The organism is Enterobacter sp. DSM 30060 (assembly GCF_013375955.1).
GTDB lineage: Bacteria > Pseudomonadota > Gammaproteobacteria > Enterobacterales > Enterobacteriaceae > Enterobacter > Enterobacter intestinihominis.
The window spans coordinates 1,660,931-1,675,986 of the sequence record NZ_CP056118.1 but is presented as its reverse complement, the minus strand read 5'-3'; the positions used below and the strand labels follow the sequence as shown (position 1 = coordinate 1,675,986).

The following is a 15,056-nucleotide window of genomic DNA, read 5'->3' as shown; positions in this document are numbered from 1 at the left end:
ACACCCAGGAGAGAGTTAATCATGAAAAAAATTTGGCTGGCGCTGGCTGGTATGATTCTGGCATTTAGCGCAACTGCTGCGCAGTTTACCGACGGCAAGCAGTACATTACGCTGGACAAGCCTGTAGCTGGCGAGCCTCAGGTGCTGGAGTTCTTCTCCTTCTACTGCCCGCACTGCTACGAGTTTGAGCAGGTACTTCATGTTTCTGACAACGTGAAGAAAAAGCTGCCGGAAGGCACCAAAATGACGAAATACCACGTTGAGTTCCTTGGCCCATTGGGTAAAGATCTGACTCAGGCATGGGCGGTTGCGATTGCGCTGGGTGTGGAAGATAAGATCACCGCGCCTATGTTTGAAGCCGTACAGAAAACCCAGACCGTACAAACTACGGCAGATATCCGTAAAGTGTTTGTTGATGCCGGTGTGAAAGGTGAAGACTACGACGCTGCCTGGAACAGTTTTGTGGTGAAATCTCTCGTGGCACAGCAGGAAAAAGCTGCCGCTGACTTCCAGTTGCAGGGCGTGCCAGCGATGTATGTTAACGGTAAATACCAGGTAAATATGCGTGGTATGGACACCACCAGTATGGATATCTTCGTACAACAGTACGCTGATACCGTGAAACACCTGGTTGAGATGAAGTAACAAACATAAAGAAAACGCCGGTCATTGACCGGCGTTTTTGTATGAAGATTTTAACTCCGCTATCTGTTCGTCTTTCTCTTTCCAGAGTGTATTGAGCCAAAGCTGGAAACGACGTTTGAAGTTTTTATCGTTAACGTAATCACCGTGCAGTTCCGTATCGATGGGCAACAGATCAACGCGGACTACGATACGCGTCAGCTTGCCGCTGAGCATATCGTAGAACGGCGTCCTGTCGTTTTCCGGATAGCAGAGCGTTACGTTCAACAATTTATCAAACTGCTCACCCAGCACGTTGAGGGCCATTGCGATACCCGCTGCCTTTGGCGGCAACAGGTGCTGATACGGAGAGCGAGTCTGCTGGCGCTTCTCTTCGGTAAAGCGCGAACCTTCGACGAAATTAACTATGGTGGTGGGATGCGCGCGAAACTTCTCGCAAGAACGGCGCGTAGTTTCCACGTCCATACCGCGGCGTTCCGGATGACGAATCAGATAGCTGCGTGAATAGCGTTTCATAAACGGCATATCCAGCGCCCAGCAGGCCAGACCAATGAAAGGCACCCATGCCAGTTGCTGTTTCAGAAAGTATTTGTTCATCGGAATATGTTTGCGAAACAGCACGCACAATACAACGATGTCGGCCCAGCTGTGATGATTGCAGATCAGCAGATACCAGTTCTTTTTATTCAGCTTCTCAAGGCCCTGAACGTCCCACTTTAACCAGGGGTTCAGATACAACAGGATCGCCAGCCCTTCACACCAGCAGTACATCATAAAATTACAAAAAGCAGACACTGCACGCCATACCGGAGGGACGGGCAGCAGGAGCTTAATTATTCCGGCAACGATGATTGGCACAGAACAGGCGATGGTAACCAGAATAGTTAAAATGACGCTTAGCAATAAGGTTATCGCAGCGAGTATTTTCGACATAATGAATTTTTTCAGATAGTTAGCTGTAATTAAGCAGCCGGCTATCCGGTGCTGGGCGCCGATCTTATCAGATATTGGCCCAGACCAGGGCGCTTTCGCACGAAGAGGCTGCGGCTTTTCCTGCCATGCAGCGAAATTTTCTATATAGACAGGGTGCTTACGTCTTATATCCACATAGACTAAATAACCATCAGCGGGGTGGGATCTTAAGTGATCTAATTTCAACTAATTGATTTTATTTGATAAATAAGTTTTCAGTATCAGTTTTATAGAACTGTTATTCACCTGTATTAAAAATATGCACAAACTTATCCACAGTTTGTTTTTGCGATCGATCTTCACGATCGCAAAATCTTTTTCTGTATAAAGCGCTAAAACCTGATGTTTTCATCCTTCTGTGGCATCCTTTACCCATAAATTAATTAAAGGCACGGACATTATGGTTCAGATCCCAGAAAACCCACTTATACTCGTCGATGGCTCTTCTTACCTTTATCGGGCGTATCATGCGTTTCCTCCTCTGACCAACAGCGCAGGGGAACCTACCGGCGCAATGTACGGCGTGCTGAATATGCTACGCAGCCTGATTCTGCAATACCACCCAACCCATGCGGCCGTGGTGTTTGATGCGAAGGGGAAAACCTTCCGCGATGAATTATTTGAGCATTACAAATCTCACCGTCCTCCCATGCCTGACGATCTGCGTGCGCAGATTGAACCGCTGCACGCTATGGTCAAAGCGATGGGGCTGCCTTTGCTGGCTGTCTCGGGCGTTGAGGCTGACGACGTTATTGGCACCCTGGCGCGCGAAGCTGAAAAGGCTGGCCGCCCGGTGCTGATCAGTACCGGTGATAAAGACATGGCGCAGCTGGTAACACCTGGGATCACGCTGATTAATACCATGACCAATACCATTCTTGGCCCGGAAGAAGTGGTTGCCAAATATGGCGTGCCGCCAGAACTCATTATTGATTTCCTCGCCCTGATGGGGGATTCCTCGGATAACATCCCTGGCGTGCCGGGCGTGGGCGAAAAAACAGCTCAGGCGCTGCTGCAAGGGTTAGGTGGGTTGGATACGCTGTACGCTGAGTCCGACAAAATTGCCGGACTTACCTTCCGTGGTGCAAAAACCATGGCCGGAAAGCTCGCCGATAACAAAGAGGTGGCTTACCTCTCTTATCAGTTAGCCACCATCAAAACCGACGTCGAGCTGGAACTTACCTGCGACCAGCTTGAAGTGCAGGAACCCGCCGCAGAAGAACTGCTTGGCCTGTTCAGAAAATACGAATTTAAACGCTGGACCACGGATGTCGAAGCCGGGAAATGGCTTCAGGCGAAAGGGGCAAAAGCTGCGGCGAAGCCGAAAGAAACTATTGTTGTCGATGCCGAAGAGCAGGCAGAAGAAGAAGCGGCAGCGCTCTCATTCGATAACTATGAAACCATCCTTGAAGAGTCGCAGCTCGTCGCCTGGATTGAAAAGCTGAAAAAAGCACCGGTATTTGCGTTCGATACCGAAACGGACAGTCTCGATAACATATCTGCCAATATGGTGGGCCTGTCATTCGCGACGGAGCCGGGTATGGCAGCCTATGTTCCGGTAGCGCATGACTATCTGGATGCGCCGGAGCAGATCTCGCGCGAGCGCACCTTAGAACTGCTGAAGCCGATTCTGGAAGACGAGAAAGCGCTGAAGGTCGGGCAAAACCTGAAGTACGACCGCGGTATTCTGCAAAACTACGGCATTGAACTGCGTGGTATCGCTTTTGACACCATGCTGGAATCTTACATTCTGGACAGCGTGGCGGGCCGCCATGATATGGATTCCTTATCCGATCGTTGGCTGAAACACAAAACCATCACCTTTGAAGAAATTGCCGGTAAGGGCAAAAATCAGCTGACCTTTAACCAGATCGCGCTGGAAGAAGCAGGCCGCTACGCCGCGGAAGACGCTGATGTTACGCTACAGCTGCATCTCAAAATGTGGCCGAAATTGCAGAAGCACGAAGGGCCGCTGAATGTTTTCCAGAACATTGAGATGCCGCTGGTGCCTGTGCTGTCCCGCATTGAGCGTAACGGCGTCAAAATCGACCCAACGGTGCTGCATAATCACTCTGGCGAGCTGGCGCAGCGCCTGACCGAGCTTGAACAGAAAGCGCATGAGCTTGCTGGAGAGGCATTTAACCTGTCGTCACCGAAACAGCTGCAAACCATCCTGTTTGAAAAGCAGGGTATTAAACCGCTGAAGAAAACGCCGGGCGGCGCGCCTTCAACCTCTGAAGAGGTGCTGGAAGAGCTGGCGCTGGACTATCCGCTGCCAAAAGTTATCCTGCAGTACCGTGGTCTGGCGAAGCTGAAATCGACCTATACCGACAAACTGCCGTTGATGATCAACCCGAAAACGGGTCGCGTGCACACCTCCTATCACCAGGCTGTAGCGGCGACCGGGCGGCTTTCGTCAACCGATCCTAACCTGCAAAACATTCCGGTGCGTAATGAAGAGGGCCGCCGTATACGCCAGGCTTTCATTGCGCCAGAGGATTATCTGATTGTCTCCGCAGACTACTCGCAAATCGAACTGCGTATTATGGCGCACCTGTCGCGTGACAAAGGCCTGCTGACGGCATTTGCTGAAGGGAAGGATATCCACCGGGCGACAGCTGCCGAAGTGTTTGGCCTGCCGCTGGACAGCGTGACAAACGAACAGCGTCGTAGCGCTAAAGCGATTAACTTTGGCCTTATTTACGGCATGAGCGCATTTGGCCTTTCACGCCAGCTCAACATTCCGCGTAAAGAGTCGCAGAAGTATATGGATCTCTACTTTGAGCGCTATCCGGGCGTGCTGGAATATATGGAGCGTACCCGCGCGCAGGCGAAAGAGAAAGGCTACGTTGAAACGCTGGATGGCCGTCGTCTTTACCTTCCGGACATCAAATCCAGCAACGCCGCGCGCCGTGCTGGCGCTGAACGTGCTGCTATCAATGCCCCGATGCAGGGCACTGCGGCAGATATCATCAAACGCGCGATGATCGCCGTTGATGCCTGGCTGGAAAAAGAGAAACCGCGCGTGAAAATGATCATGCAGGTACACGATGAACTGGTATTTGAAGTCCATAAAGACGACCTGGAAAAGGTCTCTCAGAAGATCCATGAACTGATGGAAAACAGCATGAAGCTGGACGTTCCGTTGCTGGTGGAAGTGGGTAGCGGCGAAAACTGGGATCAGGCTCACTAAGCGTTATCGGAATAACGCGCGTTTTATGTAAGTAAGCAACATAAGTACGCGCGTTTTGTGACGATCATTAGAATTCCCTATGTAAAGAATGAAAAAAAACTACAAAAAGTGCTTTTTCAAGAGACAAAAAAAGAGTAGAGTTAACGACGTAGGGTACAGAGGTAAGATGTTCTATCTTTCAGACCTTTTACTTCACGTAATCGGATTTGGCTGAATATTTTAGCCGCCCCAGTCAGTAATGACTGGGGCGTTTTTTATTGCGGGAAGGAAAGTTTCGGGCGAAAAAAACGCGGTCATCGCCGCGCCTGTTGTTACTCTGCTTCCGCTTCTGTCGCCGGTTCCAGATCGTTAAACCAGCTGTCTAGCTTCTGTCGCAGTTTGTCCACACCCTGCTTTTTCAGCGAGGAGAACGGTTCAACCTGTACATCACCGTTGAATGCCAGCACCGCTTCACGCACCTTGTTCACCTGCGCCTTGCGCGCGCCGCTCGCCAGCTTATCCGCTTTTGTCAGCAGCACCAGCACCGCAATATCGCTTGCCACCGCCCAGTCAATCATCTGCTGGTCGAGATCTTTTAGCGGGTGTCGAATATCCATCAGCACCACCAGACCTTTCAGACACATGCGTTTTTCCAGGTATTCACCCAGCGCACGCTGCCATTTGATCTTCATCTCTTCCGGTACCTGCGCGTAACCGTAGCCCGGTAAGTCGACCAGGCGTTTGCCTTCAGCCACTTCAAACAGGTTAATCAGCTGAGTACGGCCAGGTGTTTTTGAGGTACGCGCCAGGTTTTTCTGATTGGTCAGCGTATTCAGGGCGCTGGATTTTCCCGCATTGGAGCGGCCAGCAAATGCCACTTCAATCCCTGTGTCTGAGGGCAGGTGGCGAATATCGGGCGCACTGGTGACAAAATGCGTCTGTTGGTAGTTCCAGGTAGTCACGTGGTCGTCTCCAAAAATCGTAATCTGCGGGGGATTATACCTGAATGCGGGCAAAAGGCTTTTCCCTTCGTCATTGACGTGTAAGTGAAAGCCCTACGGAATGTAAGAGATCTGCCCTTAAGCGTATGAGAAATTTAAGAGAAATCGCAGGCGCTAAAAAACTCAAAATATTAAAATTCAAAGAGTTATTAATGAGTAATTATCTGAAAATCCGGTTTAGTACCTTTTCGTTGCTTGTTAGTTTAAGAGAACAAGGTAAAGTGTGCGTCAAGGCGAGGATGCCAGCAGGAAAACGACTTAAGGATAAGGGTCAGGAGCGCCAGGAGGCGAAGACTCAGGATTGTCAGGACGACCGGCGCCTGGAGGCGTTTTTAACAGGAAACGGAACCGTATCACGGACGGTAGTAGCCAAGGGATAAACAGGGTTTGTTGAAGGCAAACAGGGAATGTCTGACCCGTTAAGGGTTGTGAGTCAGGAAAAAAGGCGACAGATTGCTCTGTCGCCTTTTTTCTTTGCTTGCTTTCTGCTAGATTTCGCCGCAATTCTATACTGAAGAAAACGACTTAAAGATAAAACATCATGAAAAAACCGACCTCCGCTGCGGGCGCGAAACGCCCTGCAAAAGCCCGCCGCAAAACGCGCGAAGAACTGAATCAGGAAGCGCGCGATCGCAAACGCGATAAAAAGCATCGTGGCCATACTGCGGGTAGCCGTGCTAACGGTGGCGGTGCCGCAGGCGCTTCTGCAAAAGGCAAACAGCAGAAAGATCCTCGTATCGGCAGTAAAACTCCCATTCCACTGGGCGTGACAGACACGCCGGTCACTAAGCAGCACAAACCAAAGAGCGAGAAACCTATGCTTTCACCGCAGGCTGAGCTGGATATGCTGGAGAACGATGAGCGCCTGGATGCGCTGCTGGAACGTCTTGAAGAGGGTGAAACCCTGACCGCTGAAGAGCAGTCCTGGGTAGATGCCAAACTGGATCGCATTGATGAATTGATGCAGAAGCTGGGTCTGTCCTACGATGATGAAGAAGACGAAGAGGAAGACGAAAAGCAGGAAGATATGATGCGTCTGCTGAAAGGTGGAAACTAACATTTGCACCCGGCAGGTACACTCGTCCTGCTTATAACCCTTCCGGTTATATGTTATCTGGTGTGGTTATTCGTTAAACTACGGCGGTTGTCGCGGCGACAGAAGTGGCTGCGCACCCGAATGATGGCCCGCAACGGGACCAGAACGGGCCGCCGTATACGAACGCGACACCAACGGAAGGAGTGAGCATGTCTGTACCATCTATCGACTGGGATTTGGCCCTGATCCAGAAATATAACTATTCCGGGCCGCGTTATACCTCATACCCCACCGCGCTGGAGTTTTCTGACGCTTTCGGCGAGGCGGATTTTCAGCATGCTGTGGCGCGCTATCCCGAGCGCCCGCTGTCGCTCTACGTCCATATTCCGTTCTGCCACAAGCTCTGCTACTTCTGCGGCTGCAATAAAATCGTTACCCGCCAGCAGCACAAAGCCGATCAATACCTCGATGCGCTTGAACAGGAAATTCTGCACCGCGCACCGCTGTTTAAAGGCCGTCACGTCAGCCAGCTTCACTGGGGCGGCGGTACGCCAACTTATCTGAACAAAGCGCAGATCAGCCGCCTGATGGCGCTTCTGCGCGGCAATTTCAGTTTTAACCACGACGCTGAAATTTCGATCGAGGTCGATCCGCGTGAAATCGAGCTGGATGTGCTGGATCATTTACGCGCCGAAGGCTTCAACCGCCTGAGTATGGGCGTACAGGACTTCAACAAAGAAGTGCAGCGCCTGGTCAACCGGGAGCAGGACGAAGCGTTTATCTTTGCCTTACTCAACCATGCGCGTGAGATCGGCTTTACCTCAACGAATATAGACCTGATTTACGGCCTGCCGAAGCAGACGCCGGAGAGCTTCGCCTACACGCTTAAACGCGTGGCTGAGCTCAACCCGGACCGTCTGAGCGTCTTTAACTATGCGCACCTGCCGTCGCTGTTCGCCGCGCAGCGCAAAATCAAAGATGCGGATCTGCCTTCCGCCCAGCAGAAGCTGGACATTTTGCAGGAGACCATCGCCTCGCTGACCGAAACCGGCTATCAGTTTATCGGGATGGATCACTTTGCCCGCCCTGACGACGAACTGGCGATTGCCCAGCGCGAAGGTGTTCTCCATCGTAACTTCCAGGGATACACCACCCAGGGAGATACCGATCTGTTCGGAATGGGTGTCTCCGCTATCAGCATGATTGGCGACTGCTACGCCCAGAACCAAAAAGAGCTGAAGCTGTATTACCAGCAGGTTGATGAAACGGGCAACGCGCTGTGGCGCGGCATTGCGTTAACGCGCGACGACTGCATCCGTCGTGATGTGATTAAGGCGCTTATCTGCAACTTCCGTCTCGAATTCCGCGAGGTGGAGTCGCAATGGGATCTGCAATTCAGCGATTACTTTGCCGAAGACCTGAAGCTTCTGGCGCCGCTGGCGAAGGACGGGCTGGTGGATGTGTCGGAGAGCGCGGTGGTCGTCACGCCGAAGGGGCGTCTGTTGATTCGTAATATCTGCATGTGCTTCGATGCCTATCTGCGCCAGAAAGCGCGTTTACAGCAGTTCTCGCGCGTGATTTAAGTTGCAATGCCGGGAGGCGCTTCGCTTACCCGGCCTACAACTCGCACTTATGTAGGCCGGGTAAGGCGAAGCCGCCACCCGGCTTTTCATCGACAGCTCGTTAGCTAAACAGCCCAACCAGTGCCGCACACAATACCGCCGCAACGGCAGTTTGTGGCGTGTGGCTTTCTGCTGCACCGCTCGAAAGCAAGGTCACTAATGATTCCAGCATGATGCACCCCTCCAGTTTCCGGGCACGATCATACAAAACTCATCGGAACAGTAAAGCGCAAAATAACGGCACTTTGCGCTCAATTAGTAACCTTTACACAGCGGAGTAAGATCACTCCATTCCCAGCTCTTTCAGCTTGCGCGTCAGGGTGTTTCGACCCCATCCCAACAGGCGAGCCGCTTCCTGTTTGTGGCCCTGGGTATGACGAAGCGCGGTGGTCAACAGCGTGCGCTCCATTTCAGGCTGGGCTTCAGAGAGCAAGTTTTGATGACCGGAACGCAGAGCGCGATCTGCCCACTGCGCCAGCAGCGTTGCCCAACTGTCCGGCAACGTATGTCCTGCGGTGCTCTCGGGCACGGTGGCTTCAAACAGTTCTGCCGGTAAATCCTGAATCAGCACTTCCTGGCCGGCGGCCATCACCGTCAGCCAGCGACAGGTGTTTTCCAGCTGACGCACGTTGCCCGGCCACGCCAGACGGGTGAGGGCGGCATCCGTTTCCGGATGAAGCTGCTTGGCTTCCACGCCCAGCTCGCGGGCCGCCACCTGCAGGAAATGGCGCGCCAGACGCGGGATATCTTCCCGACGCTCGCGCAGCGGCGGCAGGTGGACGCGGATCACGTTCAGACGATGGAATAAATCCTCACGGAATTTCCCCTCCTGTACGCGCAGCTCCAGGTTCTGGTGCGTCGCGGCGATAATGCGTACGTCCACCTTCACCGGCGCATACCCTCCCACGCGGTAAAACTGTCCATCTGCCAGCACGCGCAACAGTCGGGTCTGTACATCCAGCGGCATATCGCCGATTTCATCCAGGAAAAGCGTGCCGCCGTCAGCCTGTTCAAAGCGTCCCTGACGAATGGTATTGGCTCCGGTAAACGCCCCTTTTTCGTGGCCGAACAGCTCAGATTCAATTAAATCCTTAGGGATCGCTGCCATGTTCAGGGCGATAAAGGGGGCTTTCGCTCGCGGGCTGTGGCGATGCAGGGCGTGTGCGACCAACTCTTTACCGGTCCCTGATTCACCGTTAATCAAGACGCTGATAGACGAACGCGACAGACGCCCGATGATGCGAAACACGTCCTGCATGGCCGGCGCTTCACCGATGATGTCCGTCGTCGGTCCAAAGTCGGGGGCATTGCGGGGCTGCTGTTGCTCCTGATAGTGGCTGATAGCGCGCTCAACCAGCGCAACGGCTTCGTCGATATCAAACGGTTTTGGCAGGTAATCAAACGCGCCCTGCTGGTACGCGCTGACGGCAGCATCCAGGTCGGAGTGGGCGGTCATTATGATGACCGGAAGCATAGGGTGGCGCTGTTTGATCTGCTTTAAGAGCGCCAGTCCGTCCATACCCGGCATGCGAATATCCGAGAGCAGAACGTCCGGCGTTTTGGTGGTGAGCGCGTCGAGCACCTCGCTGCCACTCTCAAACGTCGTGCAGCTTAATCCCGCTCCTGTGAGCGCGCGTTCAAGCACCCAACGGATGGAGCTATCGTCATCGACTACCCAGACTATCCCTCGTTGCATAAACGTCACCTTTATTTTTTAATCGGCAGGAAAACCGAAAACTCGGTATGTCCCGGCCAACTGGTAAATTCAATTTTGCCGGAGTGTTGGTCAATCAAATTTCGGGCTATGGATAACCCCAGCCCGGTGCCGCCTTCGCGACCGCTGACCATCGGGTAGAACAGGGTGTCCTGGAGATGCGGCGGGATCCCCGGTCCGTTATCTTCCACATCAATACGTGCTGCCAGACGATAACGTACGCCGTGCAGCGTCAGCTGGAACGCGGTGCGGGTACGCAGAATAATTTCGCCACCCTCCGGGCCCAGCGCCTGCAACGCGTTACGCACAATGTTCAACAGCACCTGTTCAATCTGGTCCGGATCGTGCGCCAGCTCCGGCAGGCTTGGGTCATAGTCACGCACCAGCGTGACGTTATCCGGCAGCTCCATCGAGACGAGTTTCACCACCCGCTCCGCGACCTTGTGAATGCTTTCTGAAACGTGCATCCCTGGCTGCTGCGGCCCGAGCAGGCGATCGACCAGATTACGCAGACGGTCCGCCTGCTCAATAATGACGTTGGTATACTCCGCCAGGGCAGGGTCAGGAAGCGCTTTGGTCAAAAGCTGTGCCGCACCGCGTAAGCCGCCCAGCGGGTTTTTGATCTCATGGGCCAGCCCGCGCACCAGGTCGCGCGCCGCAATCTGCTGCGCATGCTGAAGCTGCTCCTGGCTGAGACGACGCTGGTTATCCATCGGCGCCATTTCCAGCAGAATCATGCCATCTGGCAGGCGCTGTGCGGTGAGGGACAAAATATGCGAGCGTCCGTCAATCACCAGCGTCACTTCGTTATCGGTGAAGCCCTGACCCGCCTGCAAACTCTCCTGCATCAGGCCAATATTCAGCGAGAAATAGCTCAGCAGTTCTGGCAGCGGCGTGCCAAACAGTTTACGGGCGCTTTGGGCGAGCAGCTGCTGCGCCGCCGGGTTGGCGTAATGCACCGCCAGCTCGTCGTCGACCAGCAAAATACTGTTAATTAAAGAATTGAGGATCTGCCCAGCATCGGGCAGCGTGCCAGTTGCCATTCAGCAGTCTCCTGGAGTCGTTGCACTATTTTAGTGCAGTATAGCGTTTTAGAGGTAAAAAGCGCGTGAGATCAGGTTGTTGGTGGAGAAAAAAGCCCATCCGAAGATGGGCTAAAGTTTCCACGGCAACGACTCCCGACGCGTATGCGCCGGGTAAAACAAATCAATTAAACGCTGTAGTACAGTTCGAACTCAACCGGGTGCGGCGTCATGCGAACGCGGTCGTTTTCTTCGGTACGCAGCGCGATGTAAGCGTCGATAGCTTCATCGGTGAACACGCCGCCAGCGGTCAGGAACTCGCGGTCTGCGTCCAGCGCCTGGAGGGCTTCTTCCAGAGAGCCGGCAACCTGTGGGATCTCTTTCGCTTCTTCTGGCGGCAGGTCGTACAGGTTTTTGTCCATGGCTTCGCCCGGGTGGATCTTGTTCTTGATACCGTCCAGACCGGCCATCAGCAGTGCTGCGAAGCACAGGTATGGGTTAGCCGCCGGGTCCGGGAAGCGCACTTCGATACGACGCGCTTTCGGAGACGCAACCACCGGGATACGGATAGAAGCAGAACGGTTACGGGCAGAGTACGCCAGCATTACTGGTGCTTCGTAGCCAGGGACCAGACGCTTGTAGGAGTTAGTGGTTGGGTTCGCCAGGGCGTTGATCGCTTTAGCGTGTTTGATAACACCACCGATGTAGTGCAGCGCCTGCTCGGACAGACCCGCGTACTTGTCGCCAGAGAACAGGTTAGTGCCGTTCTTGGACAGGGACATGTGGCAGTGCATGCCGGAACCGTTGTCGCCAAACATTGGTTTTGGCATGAAGGTCGCGGTTTTACCGAAACGGTGCGCAACGTTGTGTACAACGTATTTGTAGATCTGAATCTCATCCGCTTTTTTGGTCATGGTGTTGAAGCGGGTAGCGATCTCGTTCTGGCCAGCCGTTGCCACTTCGTGGTGGTGCGCTTCAACAACCAGGCCCATCTCTTCCATGATCAGACACATGGTAGAACGGATGTCCTGAGAAGAATCGACCGGAGGAACCGGGAAGTAACCGCCTTTCACGCCCGGACGGTGACCTTTGTTACCACCTTCGTACTTGGTGGAAGAGTTCCATGCGCCTTCGATGTCATCGATAGCGACGTGGGAACCAGAAATGGAAGCACCAAAACGGATGTCGTCGAACAGGAAGAACTCTGGCTCTGGCCCGAACAGAACGGTGTCTGCAATACCGGTAGAACGCAGGTACTCTTCAGCGCGTTTTGCGATGGAGCGTGGGTCACGGTCATAGCCTTGCAGCGTGCCAGGTTCCAGGATATCGCAGCGGATGATCAGCGTAGGTTCTTCGTAGAACGGGTCAATGAGCGCAGTGGTTGCATCTGGCATCAGAACCATGTCGGATTCGTTAATGCCTTTCCAGCCGCCAATGGAGGAGCCGTCAAACATTTTGCCTTCTTCAAAGAATTCGGCGTTCACCTGATGAGCAGGGATCGTGACGTGCTGTTCTTTACCTTTGGTATCGGTGAAGCGCAGATCAACAAACTTCACTTCATGTTCGTTCAGCATCGTCAAAACGTGTTCAGCGGACATACTTAACTCTCCAGATTGGTCATTGTCGTCGTGGTAACGAGGTCTTCAAATCGGCTGGGCTGCCATATTTTTACTGTATTTCTGTAAAGCGAAATCTGTGCCAACTTTTAAAACACCCCAAAAAGGCGTTATCATGCGCACCATAGTGCAGAAGGGCTGCACCACATTGGATTCGTTGCACCATTATAGTGCTTCAGTGTGAACATTGAGCACCATATTGGTGCAATTTACGTTAAAGTGCCCTTTTACCGCTCCGTGAAAGCGATCACAAAGCATCTCTGCAATACTTGTTTGCGGGGGATGTTTGTGATCCTGTTTTGTAGTGCGATTAATCCGTGTACAATAACGCGCTATTTCTAAATGCCTGAGGCAAAGTTGTGATCGAAAAATTGCGTAATATCGCCATCATCGCGCACGTCGACCATGGTAAAACTACCCTGGTTGACAAGCTGCTACAGCAGTCCGGTACGTTTGATGCTCGTGCCGAAACTCAAGAGCGTGTGATGGACTCCAACGATTTGGAGAAAGAGCGTGGGATTACCATCCTCGCCAAAAACACCGCTATCAAATGGAATGACTACCGTATCAACATCGTTGATACCCCAGGGCACGCCGACTTCGGTGGTGAAGTTGAGCGCGTGATGTCCATGGTGGATTCCGTGCTGCTGGTGGTTGACGCATTTGATGGCCCTATGCCGCAAACGCGCTTCGTGACCAAAAAAGCATTTGCCCACGGCCTGAAACCTATCGTTGTGATCAACAAGGTTGACCGTCCTGGCGCGCGTCCTGACTGGGTTGTTGACCAGGTCTTCGACCTGTTCGTTAACCTCGACGCGACCGACGAACAGCTGGACTTCCCTATCGTTTATGCGTCTGCGCTGAACGGTATCGCCGGTCTGGATCACGAAGACATGGCGGAAGACATGACTCCGCTGTACCAGACGATTGTTGACCGCGTTCCTGCGCCAAACGTTGACCTGGAAGGCACCCTGCAAATGCAGATCTCCCAGCTCGACTACAACAACTATGTTGGCGTAATCGGCATTGGTCGTATCAAGCGCGGTAAAGTGAAGCCTAACCAGCAGGTCACTATCATCGATAGCGAAGGCAAAACCCGTAACGGTAAAGTCGGTAAAGTACTGACTCACCTGGGTCTTGAGCGTATCGAGAGCGACATCGCTGAAGCGGGCGACATCATCGCTATTACCGGTCTGGGTGAACTGAACATCTCCGATACCATCTGCGATCCGCAGAACGTCGAAGCGCTGCCGGCCCTGTCCGTTGATGAACCAACCGTATCCATGTTCTTCAACGTCAACACCTCTCCGTTCTGTGGTAAAGAAGGTAAGTTCGTTACCTCTCGTCAGATCCTTGACCGCCTGAACAAAGAGCTGGTGCACAACGTTGCGCTGCGCGTTGAAGAAACCGAAGACGCTGATGCATTCCGCGTTTCCGGTCGTGGTGAGCTGCACCTGTCTGTTCTGATTGAGAACATGCGTCGTGAAGGTTTCGAGATGGCGGTATCCCGTCCGAAAGTTATCTTCCGCGAAATCGATGGCCGTAAACAAGAGCCGTTCGAAAACGTAACGCTGGACGTTGAAGAGCAGCACCAGGGTTCTGTCATGCAGGCACTGGGTGAGCGTAAAGGCGACCTGAAAAACATGAATCCAGATGGCAAAGGCCGCGTACGTCTCGACTACGTGATTCCAAGCCGTGGCCTGATCGGCTTCCGTTCTGAGTTCATGACCATGACCTCCGGTACCGGCCTGCTGTACTCCACCTTCAGCCACTATGACGACATCCGTCCGGGCGAAGTGGGCCAGCGTAACAACGGCGTACTGATCTCCAACGGTCAGGGTAAAGCGGTTGCGTTTGCGCTGTTCGGTCTGCAGGATCGCGGTAAGCTGTTCCTGGGTCACGGTGCTGAAGTTTACGAAGGCCAGATCATCGGTATTCACAGCCGTTCTAACGACCTGACGGTAAACTGCCTGACCGGTAAGAAACTGACCAACATGCGTGCGTCCGGTACTGACGAAGCAACGGTTCTGGTTCCACCGATCAAGATGACGCTGGAGCAGGCTCTGGAATTCATCGATGATGACGAACTGGTAGAAGTGACGCCTCAGTCAATTCGTATCCGTAAACGTCACCTGACCGAGAACGATCGTAAACGTGCTATGCGCGGTGCGAAAGAAGAGTAATTCGGTTATGCCGTAGGCCGGGTAAAGCGCAAGCGCCACCCGGCAACGAAAAGCCGCTGAGCGATCAGCGGCTTTT

The 15,056-nt window shown here is 53.2% G+C and carries 12 protein-coding genes; 6 read left to right on the top strand and 6 right to left on the bottom strand.

Translation table 11 applies throughout. The annotated features are described in order from the left end of the window. The first annotated feature begins 21 nt into the window (after positions 1 to 21). On the top strand, positions 22 to 645 hold the full coding sequence (dsbA, locus tag HWQ15_RS07920) for a thiol:disulfide interchange protein DsbA (RefSeq protein WP_022649858.1): 624 nt from the start codon (positions 22 to 24) through the stop codon (positions 643 to 645). A 21-nt stretch (positions 646 to 666) separates the two neighbouring features. On the opposite strand, the gene HWQ15_RS07915 is transcribed toward dsbA, so the two are convergent. Next, entirely contained in the window at positions 667 to 1,575 is a 909-nt protein-coding gene (locus tag HWQ15_RS07915) for an acyltransferase (protein ID WP_022649857.1), read from the bottom strand. Between the two features lie 439 nt (positions 1,576 to 2,014). Between HWQ15_RS07915 and polA the strand changes: the two genes are divergently transcribed. Beyond that, a complete protein-coding gene (polA, locus tag HWQ15_RS07910) occupies positions 2,015 to 4,807 on the top strand; it encodes a DNA polymerase I (RefSeq protein WP_022649856.1) in 2,793 nt (930 codons plus the stop codon). Positions 4,808 to 5,118: 311 nt separating this feature from the next. Here polA and yihA read toward each other — a convergent pair whose 3' ends face one another. Next, positions 5,119 to 5,748: a ribosome biogenesis GTP-binding protein YihA/YsxC gene (gene yihA, locus HWQ15_RS07905; RefSeq protein WP_003861913.1), complete on the bottom strand. Its 630-nt coding sequence runs from the start codon at positions 5,746 to 5,748 to the stop codon at positions 5,119 to 5,121. 191 nt (positions 5,749 to 5,939) lie between these two features. On the opposite strand from yihA, the gene HWQ15_RS23175 reads away from it, so the two are divergent. The 3 genes from HWQ15_RS23175 (at position 5,940) to hemN (ending at position 8,406) form a co-directional block, all read left to right on the top strand. Beyond that, complete coding sequence (locus HWQ15_RS23175; RefSeq protein ID WP_022649855.1) at positions 5,940 to 6,167, top strand: hypothetical protein; 228 nt, start codon at positions 5,940 to 5,942, stop codon at positions 6,165 to 6,167. A 161-nt stretch (positions 6,168 to 6,328) separates the two neighbouring features. Next, on the top strand, positions 6,329 to 6,844 hold the full coding sequence (yihI, locus tag HWQ15_RS07895) for a Der GTPase-activating protein YihI (RefSeq protein WP_022649854.1): 516 nt from the start codon (positions 6,329 to 6,331) through the stop codon (positions 6,842 to 6,844). Between the two features lie 188 nt (positions 6,845 to 7,032). Beyond that, positions 7,033 to 8,406 carry an oxygen-independent coproporphyrinogen III oxidase gene (hemN, locus tag HWQ15_RS07890; RefSeq protein WP_063149410.1) on the top strand — a complete coding sequence of 458 codons (1,374 nt, stop codon included), beginning with the start codon at positions 7,033 to 7,035 and terminating at the stop codon, positions 8,404 to 8,406. A gap of 100 nt (positions 8,407 to 8,506) precedes the next feature. Here the strand turns inward: hemN and HWQ15_RS07885 are convergent, their stop codons facing one another. The 4 genes from HWQ15_RS07885 to glnA all read right to left on the bottom strand — a co-directional run bounded on the left by HWQ15_RS07885 (position 8,507) and on the right by glnA (position 12,779). Next, the gene (locus HWQ15_RS07885; protein WP_017382667.1) at positions 8,507 to 8,617 is read right to left on the bottom strand and encodes a YshB family small membrane protein; all 111 of its coding nucleotides are present in this window, start codon (positions 8,615 to 8,617) and stop codon (positions 8,507 to 8,509) included. Between the two features lie 111 nt (positions 8,618 to 8,728). Next, positions 8,729 to 10,141, bottom strand: a complete 1,413-nt coding sequence (glnG, locus tag HWQ15_RS07880) for a nitrogen regulation protein NR(I) (protein WP_022649852.1) — start codon at positions 10,139 to 10,141, stop codon at positions 8,729 to 8,731. A gap of 11 nt (positions 10,142 to 10,152) precedes the next feature. After that, a complete protein-coding gene (gene glnL, locus HWQ15_RS07875; protein ID WP_003861923.1) occupies positions 10,153 to 11,202 on the bottom strand; it encodes a nitrogen regulation protein NR(II) in 1,050 nt (349 codons plus the stop codon). 167 nt (positions 11,203 to 11,369) lie between these two features. Continuing rightward, a complete protein-coding gene (gene glnA, locus HWQ15_RS07870) occupies positions 11,370 to 12,779 on the bottom strand; it encodes a glutamate--ammonia ligase (RefSeq protein ID WP_003861925.1) in 1,410 nt (469 codons plus the stop codon). 377 nt (positions 12,780 to 13,156) lie between these two features. Here glnA and typA point away from each other — a divergent pair, with 377 nt between their 5' ends. After that, on the top strand, positions 13,157 to 14,980 hold the full coding sequence (typA, locus tag HWQ15_RS07865) for a ribosome-dependent GTPase TypA (RefSeq protein WP_022649851.1): 1,824 nt from the start codon (positions 13,157 to 13,159) through the stop codon (positions 14,978 to 14,980). Positions 14,981 to 15,056: the final 76 nt, after the last annotated feature.